This is a genomic window from Enterobacter sp. MGH 33, assembly GCF_000534535.1.
Lineage (GTDB): Bacteria > Pseudomonadota > Gammaproteobacteria > Enterobacterales > Enterobacteriaceae > Enterobacter > Enterobacter hormaechei_C.
Genome location: NZ_KI973212.1, coordinates 3,867,943 through 3,887,431 on the forward strand (window position 1 = coordinate 3,867,943; position 19,489 = coordinate 3,887,431).

Annotated in this window: 18 protein-coding genes and 1 pseudogene; 14 read left to right on the forward strand and 5 right to left on the reverse strand. The window is 57.4% G+C overall.

The features are described 5' to 3' along the window. The first annotated feature begins 26 nt into the window (after positions 1–26). The 8 genes from fliE to L379_RS05985 are packed head-to-tail and all read left to right on the forward strand — an operon-like array spanning position 27 to position 6,974. Positions 27–350: a flagellar hook-basal body complex protein FliE gene (gene fliE, locus L379_RS06020; protein ID WP_020480519.1), complete on the forward strand. Its 324-nt coding sequence runs from the start codon at positions 27–29 to the stop codon at positions 348–350. 15 nt (positions 351–365) lie between these two features. Further along, positions 366–1,220: a CheR family methyltransferase gene (locus L379_RS06015; RefSeq protein ID WP_015571622.1), complete on the forward strand. Its 855-nt coding sequence runs from the start codon at positions 366–368 to the stop codon at positions 1,218–1,220. Then, complete coding sequence (locus L379_RS06010) at positions 1,217–2,278, forward strand: protein-glutamate methylesterase/protein-glutamine glutaminase (protein ID WP_017692814.1); 1,062 nt, start codon at positions 1,217–1,219, stop codon at positions 2,276–2,278. The genes L379_RS06015 and L379_RS06010 overlap by 4 nt, the downstream gene beginning before the upstream one ends. Next, positions 2,268–2,654 carry a chemotaxis response regulator CheY gene (gene cheY, locus L379_RS06005; RefSeq protein WP_015571623.1) on the forward strand — a complete coding sequence of 129 codons (387 nt, stop codon included), beginning with the start codon at positions 2,268–2,270 and terminating at the stop codon, positions 2,652–2,654. The genes L379_RS06010 and cheY overlap by 11 nt, the downstream gene beginning before the upstream one ends. Positions 2,655–2,659: 5 nt before the next feature. Further along, on the forward strand, positions 2,660–3,301 hold the full coding sequence (gene cheZ, locus L379_RS06000) for a protein phosphatase CheZ (RefSeq protein WP_015571624.1): 642 nt from the start codon (positions 2,660–2,662) through the stop codon (positions 3,299–3,301). Positions 3,302–3,319: 18 nt separating this feature from the next. Beyond that, entirely contained in the window at positions 3,320–4,465 is a 1,146-nt protein-coding gene (gene flhB / locus L379_RS05995; RefSeq protein WP_015571625.1) for a flagellar biosynthesis protein FlhB, read from the forward strand. Beyond that, positions 4,465–6,558 (forward strand): flagellar biosynthesis protein FlhA, encoded by a 2,094-nt coding sequence (gene flhA, locus L379_RS05990; protein WP_032654696.1) that lies wholly within the window; start codon positions 4,465–4,467, stop codon positions 6,556–6,558. Before flhB ends, flhA begins: the two co-directional genes overlap by 1 nt. After that, positions 6,555–6,974, forward strand: coding sequence for a flagellar protein FlhE (locus tag L379_RS05985; protein ID WP_023304283.1), 420 nt, complete (start codon positions 6,555–6,557; stop codon positions 6,972–6,974). Before flhA ends, L379_RS05985 begins: the two co-directional genes overlap by 4 nt. Here L379_RS05985 and L379_RS05980 read toward each other — a convergent pair. The 5 genes from L379_RS05980 to L379_RS05960 all read right to left on the reverse strand — a co-directional run bounded on the left by L379_RS05980 (position 6,971) and on the right by L379_RS05960 (position 12,977). After that, a complete protein-coding gene (locus L379_RS05980; RefSeq protein ID WP_032654699.1) occupies positions 6,971–8,341 on the reverse strand; it encodes an amidase in 1,371 nt (456 codons plus the stop codon). The genes L379_RS05985 and L379_RS05980 overlap by 4 nt on opposite strands. Positions 8,342–8,394: 53 nt before the next feature. Next, positions 8,395–9,690 carry a histidinol dehydrogenase gene (hisD, locus tag L379_RS05975; protein ID WP_032654702.1) on the reverse strand — a complete coding sequence of 432 codons (1,296 nt, stop codon included), beginning with the start codon at positions 9,688–9,690 and terminating at the stop codon, positions 8,395–8,397. After that, positions 9,691–10,833, reverse strand: coding sequence for a nuclear transport factor 2 family protein (locus tag L379_RS05970; RefSeq protein WP_015571629.1), 1,143 nt, complete (start codon positions 10,831–10,833; stop codon positions 9,691–9,693). A 105-nt stretch (positions 10,834–10,938) separates the two neighbouring features. Further along, the gene (locus L379_RS05965) at positions 10,939–11,910 is read right to left on the reverse strand and encodes a nuclear transport factor 2 family protein (protein WP_015571630.1); all 972 of its coding nucleotides are present in this window, start codon (positions 11,908–11,910) and stop codon (positions 10,939–10,941) included. Next, entirely contained in the window at positions 11,907–12,977 is a 1,071-nt protein-coding gene (locus L379_RS05960; protein ID WP_003862277.1) for a LacI family DNA-binding transcriptional regulator, read from the reverse strand. Before L379_RS05960 ends, L379_RS05965 begins: the two co-directional genes overlap by 4 nt. Positions 12,978–13,285: 308 nt before the next feature. Between L379_RS05960 and L379_RS05955 the strand changes: the two genes are divergently transcribed. From L379_RS05955 to L379_RS05935, 6 genes and pseudogenes are all read left to right on the forward strand, one after another. After that, on the forward strand, positions 13,286–14,524 hold the full coding sequence (locus tag L379_RS05955) for an MFS transporter (RefSeq protein ID WP_023295299.1): 1,239 nt from the start codon (positions 13,286–13,288) through the stop codon (positions 14,522–14,524). A gap of 75 nt (positions 14,525–14,599) precedes the next feature. Further along, positions 14,600–15,921: pseudogene (gene hisD / locus L379_RS0124270) on the forward strand (histidinol dehydrogenase). A 3-nt stretch (positions 15,922–15,924) separates the two neighbouring features. Beyond that, positions 15,925–16,689: an SDR family NAD(P)-dependent oxidoreductase gene (locus tag L379_RS05950; protein ID WP_015571632.1), complete on the forward strand. Its 765-nt coding sequence runs from the start codon at positions 15,925–15,927 to the stop codon at positions 16,687–16,689. 8 nt (positions 16,690–16,697) lie between these two features. Further along, positions 16,698–17,441 carry an alpha/beta fold hydrolase gene (locus tag L379_RS05945; protein ID WP_032654705.1) on the forward strand — a complete coding sequence of 248 codons (744 nt, stop codon included), beginning with the start codon at positions 16,698–16,700 and terminating at the stop codon, positions 17,439–17,441. Continuing rightward, a complete protein-coding gene (locus L379_RS05940; RefSeq protein WP_032654707.1) occupies positions 17,423–18,214 on the forward strand; it encodes an HpcH/HpaI aldolase family protein in 792 nt (263 codons plus the stop codon). Before L379_RS05945 ends, L379_RS05940 begins: the two co-directional genes overlap by 19 nt. An 11-nt stretch (positions 18,215–18,225) precedes the next feature. Next, on the forward strand, positions 18,226–19,401 hold the full coding sequence (locus L379_RS05935) for a cupin domain-containing protein (protein WP_032654711.1): 1,176 nt from the start codon (positions 18,226–18,228) through the stop codon (positions 19,399–19,401). Positions 19,402–19,489: the final 88 nt, after the last annotated feature.

The window sequence follows — 19,489 nt, forward strand, 5'->3', positions numbered from 1 at the left end:
TCTCTTATTAATTCAGGAAGTCAACAATGTCAGCAACTTTAATGCGTGGCGTACTCGATCAAATTAACACTCAGTCACAGCAAATAGCCGGCATGAGCCGAAACCAGCCTGCCGCGCTGAAAAACACGCCGTCGTTCTCTGACATTTTATTCAACAGTATCAATGAAATTAATGAAACTCAGGTTAACGCGAAAGAAATGACGCAGCAGTGGATGTCTGGCAGTAGCGATATTGGATTAAATGACGTAATGCTGGCAATGCAGAAGTCCTCAATTTCTTTTAGCTTCGGTGTGCAAGCGCGCAATAAAATGCTCAGTGCCTACCAGGAAATCATGAATACCCCGGTATAAGGCCTCGCCCTGTCTATGAGTGAATTTAAAGACATTCCCGTGCGCTTATCGCCAAATAAGCTTACGTTATCCGATTCTGAATTACAGCGTATTGGGCAACTGATCTATCGCCGCGCCGGGATTGTAGTCAACGCACAAAAACGAGAGATGATTTTTAATCGTTTATCACGGCGGCTACGGGCGCTGGGGATTGACACATTTCTTGAGTACATCAGCATTCTGGAATCCCACAGCGAGCATCCGGAATGGCAGAACTTTGTCAACGCGCTGACAACCAATCTGACCTCTTTCTTTCGCGAAACCTACCACTTCCCGGTGCTCGCAGAACACGCCCGTCAGCGGCCCAACGGCTACCGCGTCTGGTGTACTGCCGCTTCCACCGGGGAAGAACCTTGCTCCATCGCCATGACGCTGGACGAGACTCTGGGGAGCGCGACGGGAGGGCCACGCGTCTGGGCCTCTGACATCGATACCGAGGTGCTGGCCAAAGCGGAGGCAGGGGTATACCGCATGTCCGACCTACACTCGCTGACCCTGGTGCAAAAACGCCACTATTTTTTGCGCGGCTCGGGTGAGAACAGCGATCGGGTGAAGGTAAAGCCAGAACTGCTGGCCGCTATTCACTATCAGCGGCTCAACTTGCTGGACAACAGCTGGCCGCTGCCCGGACCGTTTGACGCCATCTTTTGCCGCAACGTGATGATCTATTTCGATGCGCCGACGCAGAAGCGTCTGCTTGAGCGCTTTGCCCGCATGCTGAAGCCAGACGGCCTGCTGTTTGTTGGTCACTCTGAACATTTTAATCATCCGCACATTCCACTCAGGCTTCGCGGCCAGTCGGTGTATGAACTTACGGAGGCCTTACGGTGAAACGGATACGGGTGCTGACAGTTGATGATTCTGCGCTCATGCGCAACATCCTGAGCGCAGTGATCAATCAACAGCCAGATATGGAGATGGTCGGCACCGCGCCAGACCCGCTGATCGCACGCGAGATGATTAAGCAGTTGAACCCCGACGTGCTGACGCTGGATATCGACATGCCGAAAATGGATGGGCTGGAGTTTCTCTCCCGTTTGATGCGCCTTCGTCCAATGCCGGTGGTGATGATCTCCTCGATGACCACCCGAGGCTCGAAGGCGACAATGGCCGCGCTGGAACACGGCGCCGTCGATTTTCTGGCCAAACCCGATCAGCGTATCGCCGGAAATCTGGAACTGTGGGGTGTGCAGGTCGCAGAGAAGATCCGCATTGCCGCGAAGGCAAAACTGGGACGTCAGGCTGAAGTGGCCTCGCCGATACTGCGGGGCATTACCGTGGATCCGCAAAGCATTGTGGCGATTGGCTCCTCGACCGGCGGGACGGAGGCGCTGCGCCAGGTATTAACGCCGCTGCCAGCCAGCGTCCCCGGTATCGTCATCGCCCAGCATATGCCTGCTGGATTTACCCGCTCCTTCGCCCAGCGTCTTGATTCACTTTGCCAGATAAAGGTGCATGAAGCGGATGACGGCGATCCGGTACTTCCGGGTACGGCATTGATCGCCCCCGGCGATAAGCATATGGAGATCGTCCGTCACGGAAAAGGGTACGCCGTCAGGCTGACCGACGCGCCCCCCGTAAACCGTCATCGCCCGTCGGTAGACGTTCTCTTTAACTCCGTTGCACAGCTGGTGGGCGCACATGCCAGCGCCGCCATCCTTACCGGAATGGGAGCCGACGGCGCACGTGGGTTGCTGGCGTTGCGGGAGTCGGGCGCGTTTACTCTCGCTCAGAGCGAAGCGAGCTGCGTGGTGTTCGGTATGCCTCGCGAAGCGATTGCCCTTGGCGCTGCCCGAGAAATCGTCGATCTCAATAAAATTAGCCAGCGTCTGCTGGAAAGTTTCAGCCATAAACCACGACGTTCAGGAGAGAACACACATGTCGGATAAAAACCTGCGTTTTTTGGTGGTGGACGATTTTGCCACCATGAGACGTATCGTACGTAACCTGCTTCAGGATCTGGGCTATTCAAATATTGAAGAGGCGGAAGATGGCCAGGACGCGCTGAACAAGCTGCGCGCCGGTGAGTTTGATTTCGTTGTGAGCGACTGGAATATGCCCAACCTTGATGGCCTTGAGCTGCTGAAAACCATTCGCCTCGACCCGGCGATGTCAAAGCTGCCGGTACTGATGGTTACTGCGGAAGCAAAGCGCGAAAACATTATCGCCGCCGCGCAGGCGGGTGCCAACGGTTACATCGTTAAACCGTTTACTGCCGCCACGCTGGAAGAAAAGCTTGGCAAAATTTTTGAAAAACTCGGGTGAATACTATGACCACTCAGCCTGGCGAGATCGCGGAACCGCCAAAGGATCTCTTTTTGCGTATCGGTCAATTAACCCGGCTGCTGCGCGACAGTATGGCAAATCTTGGCCTGGAGCAGGCCATTAAAGAAGTCGCGGACGCGTTCCCCAACACGCGTGACCGTCTCAACTACGTTGTTGGCAAAACGTCTCAGGCCGCCGATCGCGCGCTGACGGCCGTCGAGGTGGCACGACCGCTCCAGGAAAGATTAGGTGAAAATGCCGGTAAGCTTACTGAACGGTGGGACGCCTGGTTTGAAGAGCCACAGCCGCTTGACGAGGCGCGAGAACTGGTGAAAGAGACACGTACCTTTCTGCTGGACGTGCCGGCCACCGCTCAGCAAACCAACCAACAGCTCACCGAAATAATGATGGCGCAAGACTTCCAGGATCTCACCGGCCAGGTGCTACAAAGCCTGATGCAGGTGATTCAGACCGTCGAAACCGAGCTGATCAGCGTGCTGGTTGAAAACATGCGCGAACGTGACGCGGGTATCGAACAGAGCGGTGACGCCCATCTCAAGAACGGCCCGCAGATTGATACCAGCGTCGCCGGGATTGTCGCCTCTCAGGAACAGGTGGATGACCTGCTGGAGTCGCTGGGCTTTTGATGACCCCAGGCCAACACTATGTCTGAAGAGAGCGAGAGCGACAAAACAGAAGACCCCACACCCCACCGAAAACAGAAAGCGCGGGAGGAAGGTCAGGTTCCGCGTTCGCGCGAGCTGACCACCCTTGCCATGCTTCTGGTGGGCTGGGGGCTTATCGTCGGCGCAGGTAGCCATCTGGCGACGCAGCTTGAATCTATTCTGCACAACGGGTTGACCTTTGATCGACTGCTGATCCGCGACCCGCAGAATATGTTACATCGTGCAGCCTCGCTGTTGAGCATGGCTTTTCTCGCCATTCTGCCCTTCGCCGGCGGGCTGTACGTGACCGCAATAACGGCACCGTCGATTATCGGCGGCCTGAACGCAAGCAGTAAGGCGCTAAAGGTTAATCTTAAAAAACTTAATCCCGTCACCGGTATCAAGCGTCTTTTCTCTGCCCAAATGGTATCAGAGATGATCAAAAGCATCCTCAAGGTGCTGTTGGCCGCCACGGGGGGAGGACTGTTTTTACTGCTCAATAAAAGCAGGTTCATCAATCTAATGTATGAACCGTTGGGCGGCGCGCTAAACGACATCAGCAACCTGCTGATTGGCTGCATGCTGTACGTGATTTTGTCACTGATCCCCATGGTGGCCTTCGACGTGATTTATCAGCTCTGGAGCAACTTTAAGAAGCTGAGAATGAGCCGCCAGGAGATAAAGGATGAATTTAAAAACCAGGAAGGTGACCCGCACATTAAGGGTCGCGTCAGGCAGATTCAGCGCCAGATGGCACAAAGCCGCATGATGGCCGAGGTGCCCACCGCCGATGTGGTCGTCAACAACCCGACCCACTATTCCGTGGCGCTGAAGTACCAGGAAGGCACCATGGGCGCACCGATCGTCGTCGCAAGCGGCAGTGGACTTATTGCCCTGCGCATCCGCGAGATGGCTGAAGAAAATCGGGTTCCGATGCTGGAAGCGCCACCGCTGGCGCGTGCGCTTTACCGGCACTGCGAGCCGGGTCAGCCGGTGCCCGGTGAATTATATAACGCTGTTGCCGAAGTCCTGGCCTGGGTATATAGCCTGCGCCGGTGGCGTAAAGGCTTTGGCTTGCGCCCAACAGAACCTAAAGATTTGCCGGTTCCCCCGGCGCTCGATTTTGCACAAGAGAGTAAAGAGTAATGGCTAATATCGCCACCAAATTACGTTTGCCCGGCATCAAGGAGACCCAGTGGCAGGTACTGGCCGGTCCAGTCCTGATCATGACGATCCTTGCGATGATGATCCTGCCGCTGCCAACCTTCGTGTTGGACTTGCTGTTTACCTTTAATATTGTACTGGCGATCATGATCCTTCTGGTCGCCATGTTTACCCAGAATACGCTGGAGTTTTCCGCCTTCCCGACGGTACTGCTCTTCTCAACGCTGCTTCGCCTGGCGCTAAACGTCGCCTCAACGCGCGTTATCCTGATGCACGGCCATAACGGCGCTGACGCCGCGGGCCAGGTCATCGAAGCGTTCGGCCACTTCCTGGTAGGCGGCAACTTTGCCATCGGCATCGTCGTTTTTATCATATTGATAATTATAAACTTTATGGTCATCACCAAGGGGGCCGGGCGTATTGCAGAAGTGGGCGCTCGCTTTACCCTTGACGGTATGCCCGGTAAACAAATGGCAATCGATGCCGACCTGAACGCCGGTCTGATCGGCGAGGAGGAGGCCAAGCGCCGTCGAAAAGAGGTGACTCAGGAGGCAGATTTTTACGGCTCCATGGACGGTGCGAGCAAATTTGTTCGTGGCGATGCCATCGCAGGCCTGCTGATCATGGCAATAAACATTATCGGTGGCCTGATTATCGGCGTAATGCAGCATGATATGAGCCTCAGCGCAGCGGGAGAAGCCTACACGCTGTTGACCATCGGTGACGGCCTGGTTGCGCAGATCCCTGGTCTTGTGATCTCCACCGCGGCAGGTGTCGTTGTAACGCGTGTGGTCAACGAGCAGGACGTAGGCGAGCAGATGGTCGGCCAGCTGTTTACCTCGCCTCGCGTGCTTGCCCTCTCTGCGGCCGTAATTGGTTTGCTGGGGCTAATCCCAGGCATGCCCAATCTGGTCTTTTTACTCTTTACCTCCTCACTTTTAGGCATTGCATGGTGGCTGCGGGGCCAGGAAGGTAAGGCGAAAAAAACGGGCGCCGCCCCCTCCGCCCCTACCCGAGCTGAAGCTGACGTGGCGCAGGTTAATGAAGCGACATGGTCTGACGTACAGATGGAAGATGTACTGGGGCTGGAGGTTGGCTATCGACTGATCCCTATGGTCGATCATGAACAGCAGGGCCAGCTGTTAACCCGCGTACGGGGTATTCGTAAGAAGTTCGCGCAGCAGATGGGCTTTCTGCCGCCAGCAGTTCATATTCGCGATAATCTCGACCTGCCGCCGACTCACTATCGTATTCTGCTAAAAGGGGTGACGATTGGTAAAGGCGAGGTCCAGCCCGATCGCTGGATGGCGATCGATCCAGGCTGTGCAGAGGGAGAAGTGCCCGGTACGCCCTGTAAAGAACCAACCTTTGGACTTCCCGCTCTATGGATCGATGAAGTCCATCGCGAGCTGGCGCAGACGCTGGGCTATACCGTAGTCGATCCATGTTCCGTCGTCGCTACGCACCTGAACCACCTTATCAGCACCCACACGGACGAACTTTTCGGTCGCCAGGAGGCGCAGCAGCTGCTTGACCAGCTCACCAAACAGTCGCCGAAGCTGATAGAGGATTTGATCCCCGGGGTAATCAGCCTGACCACGCTGCACAAAGTACTGCAAAATCTGCTCTCCGAGCGCGTGCCGATCCGCGATATGCGGACCATCATCGACACGCTGGCTGAGTATGCCACTCCTCAGTCTGACGCTGACGAGCTGACGGCCCGCGTGCGCGCTCGCCTCTCCCGGGCGATTACGCAGCAGTGGTTCCCTGGCGACGACGATATCCAAATAATCGGCCTTGATATGTCACTTGAGCAGTTGCTGGTACAGGCAACCCAGAGCGGAAGCGCTATCGAGCCGGGAATTGCCGAGAATTTAATGAAACAGACCGAGCAGGCGTTGCAGCATCAGGAAGCGCTGGGTGCGCCGCCGGTTCTGCTGGTGAACCCGGCGCTGCGTTTGATGCTGTCCCGCTATCTTCGTCGCATCTTCCCTCAGCTTGCAGTGCTCTCCAGCCAGGAGATAAACACTCAGCGCAACGTGAGAATGACGTATCTCATTGGAGGTAAATCGTGATAAGAGCCGCCTTGCTTGTTCTGCTGCTTGCGCCACCGGCGTTTGCTGCGGACGGTTCATGGAGCAGCCATAGTTTTGGCGGCACGCTGTCGCGCGGCAAGCAGGTACTGAAAAGTCGTCCAGTTCAGCCCGCCGCCCCCCTTCCGAAAGGGGTTACGCCGACGCATCTGCTGTGGAAGATTACACCGGACGGCCCCACGCCGCCGGGCTTTCGCATTCGCGTCTGTAACAACCTGCGCTGTCTGATGCTCAGGGAACTGGCGGGCGAAATCCCGTTGCCAGCGGGTTTCCCGGCCGCGGGCCCCTTTCGCTTTGAGTATCAGTCGGTAGCGCGCGGCGAAATGACGCCGCCGCTGACAATACTGAAAAATGAAATCACAATAAGGTATCGCGGCAAGGGGCCATCGGCGCCTTAAGAGAGGTTCTGACAAACGGTACCGCTCTGGCGATATCCTGCCTTAAACCTCAGCACCTCATTTATCCCGCCCAGCGCCCCCTCACATGCCAGCGCCAGCGTCATCAGCATCGTCTCATCCTCCTGCGCCGATAACATCTCCATCCCTACCGGCAGCCCGATACGGCTTACGCCACAGGGCAACGTAATGGCAGGCAGGCCGCTGATGGCGGCCAGTTCCGGCGCGCAGCCTGGCGGCATCTTCGCCATACTTTCTGGTAATCGTTGTACGGTGGGATACACAAATCCGTCGATGCGCTGCACCTCCGCCACCTGGCAAAGGTTCTGCCGCAACAGGCGCTGAAAGCGACGCCCCGCCAGCCAGAGCGGGGTTCTCAGCGTGTTACTCGCCAGCATCTGACGTAGAAACGGCGCAAACTCTGGCAGGAAAGCGCCGGAGTCCACAATGCTTGTCAGTCCGGAGGGAGCGCCAGGCTGTTTGCTAAGCCAGTCGTCAATCGCCACGCGAAATTCATACAGACTGAGGCAGGTGGCCTGCCTCACCTCTTCAAGAAAGGGGAGTGAAACTTCCACCAGCGTCGCTCCGGCACGGCGCAACGTGTGCAGCGCCGACTGCCAGACCTCCAGCTGTACCTCATCCTCTCCCTGTAACGCGGTCACCACGCCAAAGCGAACGCCTTTCAGCGAACGCACAGGAAGCGCAACCGGCGGCAGGCCATGGATCACCGCATGCAGCAAGGCGGCATCCTCAACGCTATGTACCATTGGCCCAACGGTATCTTTGCTGGGCGAGAGCGGCGCCACGCCGTCCAGCTGTGAACGGCGAAAGGCAGGCCGTAGCCCCACCAGCCCGGTATAGCTACAGGGAATGCGGATAGAGCCGCCGGTATCGGTACCCAATGCGCCATCCGCCATTCCAGCCGCCACCGCCGCGGCGCATCCTCCGCTGGAACCTCCGGCGGTGAGTGTCGGGCAAAGTGGATTCGCCACATCACCCCCCAGCGAGCTACGCGAGCGCACATCGAACGCGAACTCGGACATATTGGCCCTGGCAAGAATAATCGCCCCCGCTCTGCGCAATCGCTGCACGACCCGAGCATCCGCTGTCGCGTTAAGTGAGGCCAGCGCACGGCAGCCAAGGGTGATCGGCATCGGCGCGCAGGCAATATTATCTTTGACGATCAGCGGCACGCCGTGCAGGGGGCCGATCGGCTCTCCACGCCGACGCTGCTGCTGATGCTGTTCCGCCTGAGACATGGCGTCAGGGTTAACCCCGAGGATCGCGTTGAGCGCCCGGTGCTGCTGTATGACGTCGAGACGGCGGGCAATTTCCTCCGGACAGTCGTCTGGCGGTATCAGGCGCTTCATAGTCTCAGGCTCCCCGTGCTGAAAACCGGGCAGAAGGCTGCCCGGGATACGTTTTAGTCCCGCATGCCGGTAGTAATGGCATCAATGTCCTGCGGACGCAGACGAATTTCCGCCGCCCGTCGGTGCCCCTGCATCCCCTCGGTACGGCTCTGGCGGATCGCCGGTTCTGCGATTGCCGGGATACCCTGCTCGTCAATCCACTGATGGGTACAGATTTTGACGTATGCCCCTACCCACAGACCGCCGGTATAGCGTGCCGCCGCCATCGTCGGTAACGTATGATTGGTGCCGCAGCATTTATCGGAGAACACCACGCTGGCGTTCTGACCAATAAACAGCGAGCCATAGTTGCGGATCTTCGCTGCCGTCGCGTGCGGATCGCGGGTATGCACCTGCAAATGCTCCGTCGCCATATGGTCAGCAAACGCAATCAGCTGCGCTTCATCTTCGCAGAGCACAATTTCACCCTGCCGACGCCACGCCTCGCCCGCCGTGGCGGCCGTTGGCAGGCTGGCAAGCTGACGCTCAACCTCCGCCAGGGTACGCTCAGCGATATCCCGGTTGGTTGTCGCCAGCCCGACGCGGGTATGAATATCGTGCTCTGCCTGCGCCAGCATATCGGCGGCCAGAATGCGCGGGTCGGCGCTGTCGTCGGCGATAGTAAAAATCTCGCTCGGCCCGGCGAGGGCATCAATGCCGACTCGACCAAACACCTGGCGTTTCGCTTCGTTAACGAAGGCGTTGCCTGGCCCAACGATTTTGTCCACCGACGGGATGCTCTCCGTTCCCCAGGCCATAGCCGCAATGGCCTGCGCGCCGCCAACTTTGAAAATGCGGTGCGCGCCCGCCAGATGGCAAACGGCAATCATCGCCGGATGCGCGCCCGGGGGCAGACAGGCGATAATCTGTTCACAGCCCGCCACCGTCGCAGGAACAATCGACATCACGGGTGCGGAGAGAATCGGATACCGTCCGCCCGGCACGTAGCAGCCCACCGTCTGCACCGGGATGATCCGGTGACCGAGATGCACGCCAGGCAGCGTCTCTACCTCCAGCGGCAGCATGGTCGCCAGCTGCGCCTGCGCAAAACGACGCACCTGATTAATGGCAAACTCACTGTCGCGGCGCGTCTGGGCATCCATCCCCTCCAGTGCTTCGGCAATCTCCTGCTCGCTCACCTCAAACTGCGCCGGTACGACATGATCAAACTGCTGCGAAAAGGCTCTTAGCGCCGTATCGCCCTCGGCTTTCACGCGCTCGATAATGGCGCTGACCTTCTCCGTCAGGGAACGATCGGCCTGCGCATCCTGCCCCTGCGGGCGCTTAATCCAGCTCACCTGATTTAACATTTACGCGTCCTCCATCTGGCCGAGTTTGATCTGCGCCAGCAGCGCCAGATGGTCATAAACCACCCACTCATCAACAATTTTTCCGTTGACGATGTGGTAGTGCGACATGCCCATCACGAACAGTCGTTCTCCGGTCGGCTTGCCGAGTTCGCCGTAACCCAGGTGATGTCCTTCGATAATCCAGCGTACGGCCACTTTGACGCCGCCTTCATCGCACGGGTTGGAACAAATATGCTGCGGCAGCCACGCGCCGTCAGGGATCATCCCCACCAGCGCCAGCGTCTGATGGGTTACCGCCGCGGTGCCGTACAGCTCTTTCATCAGCGGACCGTGCCACTGTACGTTAGGCGCATACACTTCTTTGATCTTGCCAAACATCCGGCGGTTGTAGATCTCATGCAGCCAGCGCAGGCACTGCTCCTCCGTATCGGTGTGCGCAATGGAAACATCGCACTCCATCTCCGGCGGATATTGCCCCAGCATGCGGCCGTTTTCGCCGATGTCCATCACGCGGAAGCCTTTATCGAACTGCTCCTTTGCCATATTAAATGCGATTTGATCGGTATTCAGGCCAAGCTGTTTCATCAGTGACATATTGTCGCTGACCACCCACTCCCGATAAATTTTATTCTCGTGGATCATGCAATCCGCCACGGTACGCGTCACAAACGTACGGTTCGTCGGCTTACCTAAATGGCTGTGCTGGGTATGCCGCCCGCTTCCCGTCACCAGGTGAGAGGTATAAAAACCGTCAACATCATTTCCGTTCCAGATAACCTGGGTTGCCATTCCGCGCCGTTCCGGGAAGGCAATTAAGCGTTGCAGCGTATCCTGCACCACCTGTTCGCGGTTATAGAGTGTCCCCAGCGCGTTATACAGCACGCAGTTATGGGTATAGTGAGAATAAATTAAGCCAACATCGCGCTCGTCCCATATTTTATGGGTGCAGCGAACGATATAATCGACAATATCGGTATAGCAGTCATCAAAGCCGCGTAATGATTGCACGCGCGGTCTTTTTTCCGGTACCAGATCGACAAAATCACGACGCTCCACCTGTAATACAGGTTCCTCTTTCAGCGATTTCACGCTGCTTTTTTCGGGTACGGCTGGTGCTTTATTTGTTGCTTCGGTGGAAGACATATAAACTCCTGCTCTGTTTTCAGACAATAAGAACCCGCACCCGTAAGTGAGGGTGAATTAAACACGGTTATTTTTTGCAGCCGGAATAAGGGGGCTGCCGCCCCATTAATTAAATATTTGCGACCAAATCGCTAATTCATCGATCCCCAGATATTCACGGAAAATTAAACCATCACGTAATTCAAGCTGGCTGATACCGGTAATTGATATGGGTTTACGGGTCGGCGCACCAAATTTGCCGTAACCGTCATGCCAGGTTAACAACGACCAGCGCAATGAAAGTCGAATCGGCTCATTAGGATCTTTACGCACAATCAGGTGATGAAGCTGCGTTTCGCTGTCGGCAAATGAAGCGCGATAACCGGAAAGCTGTGCGCCAATTTCCTGTTCGCCGGTGCAGAGGCAGTGCCCCGGCGCGTACAGCGTCGCCGCCGGGTGATAGAGACCGGGCACCACGCCGCTGTTACCGCCCGCCCACATCGTTAAGTAGCGCTCAACGACCCCGGCCAGCGCCCCTTCCACGTCGTCGCCCTCAGGCCCACCCGCCCAGCGGGCGTCCAGCGTCTCAGCAGACACAGATTCCAGCCCAAGCTGCTGGCGCATGGTCGCCAGGTTAAAAGCAAAGTCGCGGACATCCAGCCCCAGTTGCGCCACAATCGCGGCACGATCCTGAAGCAGCCACTCCTGGCGTACGGCACCATCAACACAGATGCGATCGGCCCAGGTGCGGACCCAGACATTTTTCCCGGTCGGCGGGCCAAAAAATCCCTCCCCCTGGTGCTGAATGCGGGCTACGGTACGCTGCGCCGCATAGTACTCGTCCCCCGGGTTCTGGCTGCACAGAATATCCTCCGTCAGCACCGCTCGCTGCGGGAAGCTGTGCATCGCCTCAAGCGTCAGGCGCATAAACTGGGAAAGCTCATGCAGCTGTTTTTCGGGGGTAGTGAAAACCACCGGCGTGGCGTAAAAATCCGCCAGCTGGCCGATATCTTTCTGCTCCCACACCACGTGCGTCAGCGTCAAAATGAACTGCTGGATAGAGTCGAATTGAGGGCTGAAGCCCCGCAATCTGGTCATGTGCGCTCCTTAGACTGGAATAGCGTTAAACCATTGGTTTCGATAACGCCGCTGCGTGGGCGACGCGCCGAGTGGCGTATCACCAGCGTACCGGGCACCGTAATCTGTTCAGGCTCTATGGTTCCGCTGTCAATTTGCTTCATTAACAGTTCCACCGTGGCATCCACCATCGCGCCGACCGGCTGCGACGCCGAGGTCAACGCATAAGAGGGCCAGCCGGAAGGGCCGATGTCGTCATAGCCGACAACGGAGACCTCCTCCGGAATGCGCAAACCAAACTCATAGCGCGCCACATCCATTACCGTGACGGCCATATGATCGTTGGCGACAAAGACCGCATCCGGCGCTGGCGACGTCGAAAACAGGGTATAGGCTGCCCGGGTGGTTTGCTGAGCGTCGTAATTCCCGTGCACCACCCGGACATCGGTGATGCCATGTTCTTCCAGCGTGGAAATGAACCCGCGCTGGCGGGCGATATTGACCGGGGAATCGGCCACGCCGCCCACGTAGGCAAAACGCTTGTGCTCCCCCGCCAGCAGAAACTCGGCAATCTGCCGCGCGGCCGCTTCGTTATTACTGTTGACGCTGGAGGCCATGCCACTCTCTTCGCTGCGGTTAAACAGCACTACCGGGATCCCGGCGGCAAGGCACTCCTCGGATAACTCCAGCGACAGCGTCACCGAGGCCAGCACAATGCCATCCACCCGGTACTGCATAATCTGGTCAAAAATACGGTCTACGTTACCTTCCCGGTCGCCAACGAACAGCAGCAGGTGATAGTTCAGCGTATCCAGCTTTTGCGCCAGCGCCTCCAGCACCTGCGAGTAAAAGGGGTTATCAAAGTAAGAAATGACGACACCGATAATGCGCGAACGAGCCGTGTTGAGCGAACGGGCGATCGCATTCGGGCGATAGCCCAGCTCGCGCGCTGCCTTCAGCACTTTTTCACGCGTTGCCGGTGAAATGCTGGCCCCCGGCGTGAACGTTCGCGACACCGCAGATTGCGATACCCCCGCCAGCTGAGCGACCTGTTGGGATGTGACTGCTGCAAAAGTCTTACGTTTCATTACCCCTGATTCCTTATCAACGTCCTGCCCATTTGCGCGTGCTTCAAACGCCTCAGCAAGTGGGTGTTTTTTATACTTACACCACCTTTGCATGCGTATGCAACACAAAAAATTAAAATTCTCACAACAAGATCGAGATCACTTTACAAATGTGAAACCTTTTCGTAACTTCAAATCTTGAATACGTATGCAAAGAGTTTTCATACCGTCAATGGTACCGGAGAGAACAGGAGTCGCCCAAAGGATTGAACCGGTAAACGTCGTCCCTGACTGGTTATAACCCATTAATTCTTAAGAGGTTCAAAACCATGTTTCAAGCACTGTTACGCCGTCGGGAAGCCCGGCTCTTTTTCATCATCAGCATCCTGTTCTTTATCTGCATTCATAGCATTGATGCATTCCTGGCCCCCATGATGATCAACCAGGGCATTGAGCCACAGATCATGGGCATCATCATGGGCGCGTCCGGTCTGGCAACCCTTCTGATACGCTTCCCGTTAGGCATTATTTCCGACGTGGTTAAAAGCCGCAGGATCTTCATCCAGATTGGCCTGCTGCTGCCAATTATCGCCTGGCCGATTGCCTGGCTTGAACCCAACGCCATTACGCTGTATCTGGCGAAAGCGGCAGACGGTGTCACGGCGGCGACCTGGGTGCTGTACAACATCCTGTTCATGCGTTACTTCGGTCGCAACGAAGCGCCTGCCGCCGTCGCGCTGCTGGCGCTGGCAGGGCCCATCGGCGTGTTTCTCGGTAACTGTATTGGCGCGGTGCTGATTCACTATTTCGCCAATAACATCGCCTTTTTTGTCTCCTGCATCTCCGCCCTGGTGGCGTTATTCCTGACGACCCGCATTCAGGACGTGCACGACCCGGTTCAGGCCCCCACGCTTAAAGCCTGCATTACCGGCGCGCGCCAGCAGCTGGCCGACCGTTCCGTCTGGCTGATTGGCATCCTGGCGACCGTCGTCATTCTGGTGCCCTTCGCCACCCGCGACACGCTGACGCCGGTCTATGCCGAGCAGCTTGGCGCCCGGGCGGGGATCCTCGCGCTGCTGGGTAACATTCACCTTCTTTTTTACGGGCTGGCCATCGCCCTGTGCAGCTCGGTGTTTTATCAGCGCCTTGGGCTGGTAAAAACCGCCGTGCTCGGCATCGTTTTACAGGTGATTTCCACTTTCGGCATTCCCTTTACCAGCAATATCTATGTGATTTACCTGTGGCAGGCGCTGGCGGGGTTCTCGTTCGGTATGGCCTTTGCCGCATTCATGTCGCTCAGCGTAGTGAATACCTCGTCTGATGAACAATCCACGCGAATGGGACTATTCCAGACCATTTATTCCTGCGGCATGTTTGTCGGGCCGGTAATGATGGGAGTAATGATGCAACATATTAACCTGTCGTCCGGTTATATATTGATTGCCGCCCTTTCCGTTGTGGCCGCTATTGCCACGCCGCTGTCCGCTCGATGGGTATATGCCCGTAAAACGCAAACCTCAGCCCAATTATTAAAAAACGGTGCGTACGCTGCCGCGCCGGATCAATAACTCTTTCTGAAGTAAACACCCTTTCCCGGCTCGCCGGGAGGACAACTGACATCTGAAAAAGGTAAGGAGAAGCGAGTGTCCTGGAAATTAAAAACCGGTAAATCTACCGAAGAGCGCCAGCAAGCCAACCAGCAAATAAGGGAAACGGTTGAACAAATACTTGCGGATATTGAAAAACGCGGAAATAAAGCCATTCGCGAATTATCCATTAAATTCGATCGTTATGACCGTCAGGATTATCGTCTGACGTCCGCGGAGATTGACCGCTGCATAAAACAGTTAAGCCGCCAGGATATTCAGGATATTGAATTTGCCCAACAGCAGGTGGCGAATTTTGCCCGCGCGCAGAAAGAATGTCTGCGGGACCTGGAAATTGAAACGCGTCCCGGGGTGATCCTCGGACATAAAAATATTCCGATTAACGCCGTAGGATGTTACGTGCCTGGCGGAAAATATCCCCTGCTCGCCTCCGCGCACATGTCGATCATCACTGCCAGCGTGGCGGGGTGTTCAAGAATCATCAGCTGTGCCCCGCCGTTTAACGGTCAGCCCGCCCCGGCGATTGTCGCGGCGCAAAAAATGGCTGGCGCAACGGAATCTATGCCCTTGGCGGCATTCAGGCGATAGGCGCCATGGCGCTGGGCACGGACTCGCTGGCACCGGTCGACATGCTGGTCGGGCCCGGTAACGCCTTCGTCGCGGAGGCCAAACGCCAGCTGTTCGGCCGGGTAGGTATCGATCTGTTTGCCGGTCCGACGGAAACGCTGGTGATTGCCGATGACACTGTTGACGCGGAAATGTGCGCCACGGACCTGCTGGGCCAGGCCGAACACGGCGTCACCACCCCTGCCATCCTGCTGACGAACTCGCTTCAACTTGCCAAAGAGACGCTCAGCGAAGTGGAACGGCTGCTGGAAAAGCTCCCTACCGCCGACATTGCCCGCCAGTCGTGGCAGGACTACGGGGAAATCATCGTCTGCGACAGCCACGAAGAGATGCTGCTGGAGGCAGATCGTATCGCTTCCGAACATGTTCAGGTGATGACCGACCGGGACGACTGGTTCCTGGCTAACCTGACCAATTACGGCGCGCTGTTCCTTGGACCGCGTACTAACGTGGCCTACGGCGATAAGGTGATCGGCACCAACCACACCCTGCCCACGCAGAAAGCCGCACGTTATACCGGCGGCCTGTGGGTGGGCAAGTTCATGAAAACCTGCACCTTCCAGAAAGTCCTCAGCGACGAAGCCACTGCCGAAATCGGCAGCTATTGTTCCCGTCTGTCGCTGCTGGAAGGGTTCGCCGGACATGCCGAGCAGGCCAATATTCGCGTGCGCCGTTATGGCCAGACGGAAGTTCCCTACGCCACACCGGCCCCGGTCAGGGAAAAGGTGTAAGCCATGACGCTTTTGCAAACGCCCTCTTTCACCCTGCACGGCAAACGCGCGCTGGTGACCGGCGGGTCAAGAGGGATTGGCTTCGCCGCCGCCGTCGCCCTCGCACAGGCGGGAGCAGAGGTATGGATCGCCGCCCGGGGCCGCGAGGCGCTGGCGCATGCCACAGGTCTGGCAGCGGAACACAGTCTCGCATTTCACCCGCTGGAACTGGATATTACCGACACTCAGGAGGTGGCGCGTGTGCTGGCGACGTTGCCCACGCCCGACATTCTGGTGAACAGTGCCGGGCTGGCCCGCCACCAGCCGTTTCTTGAGGTGAACGAGGATAATTTCGATGCGGTGATGGCGCTTAACCTGCGCGCCACCTTTTTTATCAGCCAGCATGTGGCGCGCAGAATGCGGGCGGGCGGTAAGGGGGGATCGATTATTCACATCTCATCGCAAATGGGACACGTTGGTGGCCCCGAGCGTAGCGTGTACTGTGCCTCCAAATTCGCGCTTGAAGGGTTAACCCGAACGATGGCGCTGGAGCTGGGCGATGCGGGGATCCGCGTCAATACGCTGTGCCCGACCTTCATTGAAACCGACCTGACGCGTTCGTCGCTCGCCGACCCGGCATTTCGCCGCTATGTGCTGGACAACATCAAACTGCGCCGGCCAGGCAGGCTGGAGGACATTATGGGGCCGGTAGTGTTCCTCGCCTCTGAGGCCGCCGGGCTGATAACCGGCAGCGCCCTGATGGTTGACGGCGGCTGGACGGCTACATGAGGGATGCAATGGAATATCCGCTTCTGGACAATACCGATCTGCCGCTGGTGCTGCTTGGCGGCACGCTCTGTAACGCCCGGCTCTGGCAGCCCGTCATTGAACGGCTGAACGTCTCAGCGGTGCTGTGCATCACGCTGACGGGCGCAGAGTCCGCGCCGCAGGCGTCACGGCGGTTGTTAAAGGTTCTGCCGCCGCGCTTTCTGCTGGCGGGCTTTTCGCTCGGCGCGATTGTCGCGCTGCAAATGGCCGCCGACGCGCCAGAAAGAGTGAACGGGCTGACGCTGATTTCCGTTAATCCGTTGCCCGTTGCGCCAGACACCCTTGCTTCACGCCGGGAAGCGGTACACACCGCACAGGCGCGGGGCCTGGCCGACTGGCTGGTCTCCTCGCTGTGGCAGAGCTATGTCGCCCCGTCACGTCTGTCCGATCGGATCCTGCAAGAGACTATTTGCCGAATGGCGCAAGAGTGCGGCATTGAGACCTTTGCGGAGCAAACGGAAATGGCCATTCACCGGCAGGACAACCGGGCTGCGTTTAACGCCCTCTCCTGCCCCACTTTACTTCTAAACGGCGCGCAGGACGTTATCTGCACGCCCCATCATCATCAGCTACTGGCAGCAGGCAACGCGAACGTGACCAGGCATACGGTGGAGACTGGCGGGCATTTTATTCCGCTGGAAACCCCGGATGAGATCGCGCCGCTGCTGCGTCAGTGGATAACGGAGTGCATACAGTGCGCAAAAACAGTTTAAAGACCGCATTTCTGGAAAATACCCCGATCGTTAACGGCTGGCTGGCGATCCCGTCCGGGTATAGCGCGGAAATTATGGGCCATCAGGGTTACGACGCCGTCACCGTCGATTTGCAGCACGGCATGATTGATTTTGCCAGCGCGTTGTCGATGCTACAGGCGCTATCGAGCACGCCTGCCGTGCCGCTGGTGAGGGTGGCAGATAACGATCCGGCGCAAATCATGCGCGTATTAGACGCCGGCGCGTATGGCGTAATCTGTCCGATGATCTCCAGCGCGGAACAGGCTCGCCGTTTTGTCGCTGCCTGTCGCTATCCACCGCTGGGTGTTCGCTCCTTTGGTCCGGCCAGAGGTCTACTCTACGGCGGCAGCGATTATCCACAGCACGCTAACGACGAGATCCTGACGCTGGCAATGATCGAAACCCGCGAAGGGCTGGCGGATCTTGACGCCATCCTTGATACCGAAGGACTGGACGGTGTGTTTATTGGCCCCAACGATCTCTCGCTGACGCTGACCGGCAGCGCCAGCGCCGAATCCCAACATCCCGAAATGCTTGCTGCTATTGAGCGGGTGATTCACTGCTGCCGCCAGCAGCAGAAGATTGCCGGTATTTTCTGCACTTCCGGCGCGGCCGCCGCAGCGCGTATTGCGCACGGTTTCCAGTTTGTTACCCCAGCAAACGACGTTATGCAGCTGGGTCGCGCCTCACGTGAAGCAATTGCTCTCGCCCGCGGCAACGCCATCCCTACCACCGGTGCATCCGGTTATTAAAAGGAGAAATGATGAAAACTATCCATCTTAGCCAGAGCCAGGCACGAACACGGTTAATCGCCCCCGACGATATGGTTTCCTGCAATCTTGCCTTTATTGATTGCAAGCTGCCCGGTTCGCATCTCAAACAAAACTATTCCTTCATCGGCCCGGGTGTAACCCAGTCCAGCGAGCAGATTGTTAATATCCCCGAGCCGCACGGCTTTAACATTGGCGCGGCGGCTATGCCGAAAGGGGTAACCAATAACCTGCATCTGCATTTCACCGCAGAAGTGTTCCTCATCCATGAAGGGACATGGCGTTTTCGCTGGGGCGCCAACGGCGAGCATGAAGCTGAATTTAGCGCGCCCACCATCCTCTCAATACCGACCTGGATCTTCCGCGGTTTCACCAACGTCAGTAAAGAAGATACCTGCGGCATGGTATTTACCGTGCTCGGCGGGGACAACACGGGCGGCATCATCTGGCACCCGTCAGTGCTGGCGGCCGCCAGCGAGTACGGTATGTATCTCAGCAAGGATAATATGCTGATTGCGCAGGAGGCAGGTGAACCAATGCCCGATCCCGCCACGCTGCTGACGCCGCTGTCAGAGCAATATATTGCCGGTCTGCGTGACTACAGCGTTGAGGAGATGCGCCAGCGTGCGGTAACCGGCGATGATCGCTGCTGGTCAGCGCAGGGACTGCTGGACTCGGTGCTGCCGGGACACGGCGGCGAAATTGCGCCGGTTATCGGTTTCGGCATTTCACAGGATCGGGATTCCGCTCCCGCTATCCTGAGCCCGCACGGTTTTTCCGTCGAATGGCTGCGTCTTGCTGACGACCACATTGTCGGTCGCCATCTCTGCCCGGATATTCAGGTGATCATGGTCTTTAAAGGCCAGCTGGAGGTGACCTGGAACGAGGCGGGTAAGGAAGTCAGCATTATCGCCCCGGAACGTTCGGTGATCTCCATTCCGGCAAACAGCTGGCGCCGCTACCGCGCGGTTGATGGCAATGTGGAGTTTATTCTGACGACCCGGGGCGATCAGCGTAAGCGCCTGTACTGGGACGAAGCGATCCTGCACCAGGCGAGAGAACACAATCGCTGTCTCGATCCTGATGGCTACGTGGCGGATGCCGACATCCTGCCAGCCACGGCCCGTCGGGCCGGAGAAAAAGTAGAAAAAGTGCCAGCAGCTAACTGATTTTTACGGCAAAGTGGCGCAAAATAGGGGGGCAGGGATCGCCTGCACCATCATCAATAATGATGCACATAAAACGGATTGCATGATA

Coding starts and splice junctions, on each gene's coding strand:
- flhB (WP_015571625.1), top strand. CDS start 3,320: ATGTCTGAAGAGAGCGAGAGCGACAAAACAGAAGACCCCACACCCCAC.
- L379_RS05965 (WP_015571630.1), bottom strand. CDS start 11,910: ATGACCAGATTGCGGGGCTTCAGCCCTCAATTCGACTCTATCCAGCAG.
- hisD (WP_032654702.1), bottom strand. CDS start 9,690: ATGTTAAATCAGGTGAGCTGGATTAAGCGCCCGCAGGGGCAGGATGCG.
- fliE (WP_020480519.1), top strand. CDS start 27: ATGTCAGCAACTTTAATGCGTGGCGTACTCGATCAAATTAACACTCAG.
- L379_RS05950 (WP_015571632.1), top strand. CDS start 15,925: ATGACGCTTTTGCAAACGCCCTCTTTCACCCTGCACGGCAAACGCGCG.
- L379_RS05980 (WP_032654699.1), bottom strand. CDS start 8,341: ATGAAGCGCCTGATACCGCCAGACGACTGTCCGGAGGAAATTGCCCGC.
- L379_RS05945 (WP_032654705.1), top strand. CDS start 16,698: ATGGAATATCCGCTTCTGGACAATACCGATCTGCCGCTGGTGCTGCTT.
- L379_RS05955 (WP_023295299.1), top strand. CDS start 13,286: ATGTTTCAAGCACTGTTACGCCGTCGGGAAGCCCGGCTCTTTTTCATC.
- L379_RS05960 (WP_003862277.1), bottom strand. CDS start 12,977: ATGAAACGTAAGACTTTTGCAGCAGTCACATCCCAACAGGTCGCTCAG.
- L379_RS05935 (WP_032654711.1), top strand. CDS start 18,226: ATGAAAACTATCCATCTTAGCCAGAGCCAGGCACGAACACGGTTAATC.
- L379_RS05970 (WP_015571629.1), bottom strand. CDS start 10,833: ATGTCTTCCACCGAAGCAACAAATAAAGCACCAGCCGTACCCGAAAAA.
- L379_RS06015 (WP_015571622.1), top strand. CDS start 366: ATGAGTGAATTTAAAGACATTCCCGTGCGCTTATCGCCAAATAAGCTT.
- cheY (WP_015571623.1), top strand. CDS start 2,268: ATGTCGGATAAAAACCTGCGTTTTTTGGTGGTGGACGATTTTGCCACC.
- flhA (WP_032654696.1), top strand. CDS start 4,465: ATGGCTAATATCGCCACCAAATTACGTTTGCCCGGCATCAAGGAGACC.
- cheZ (WP_015571624.1), top strand. CDS start 2,660: ATGACCACTCAGCCTGGCGAGATCGCGGAACCGCCAAAGGATCTCTTT.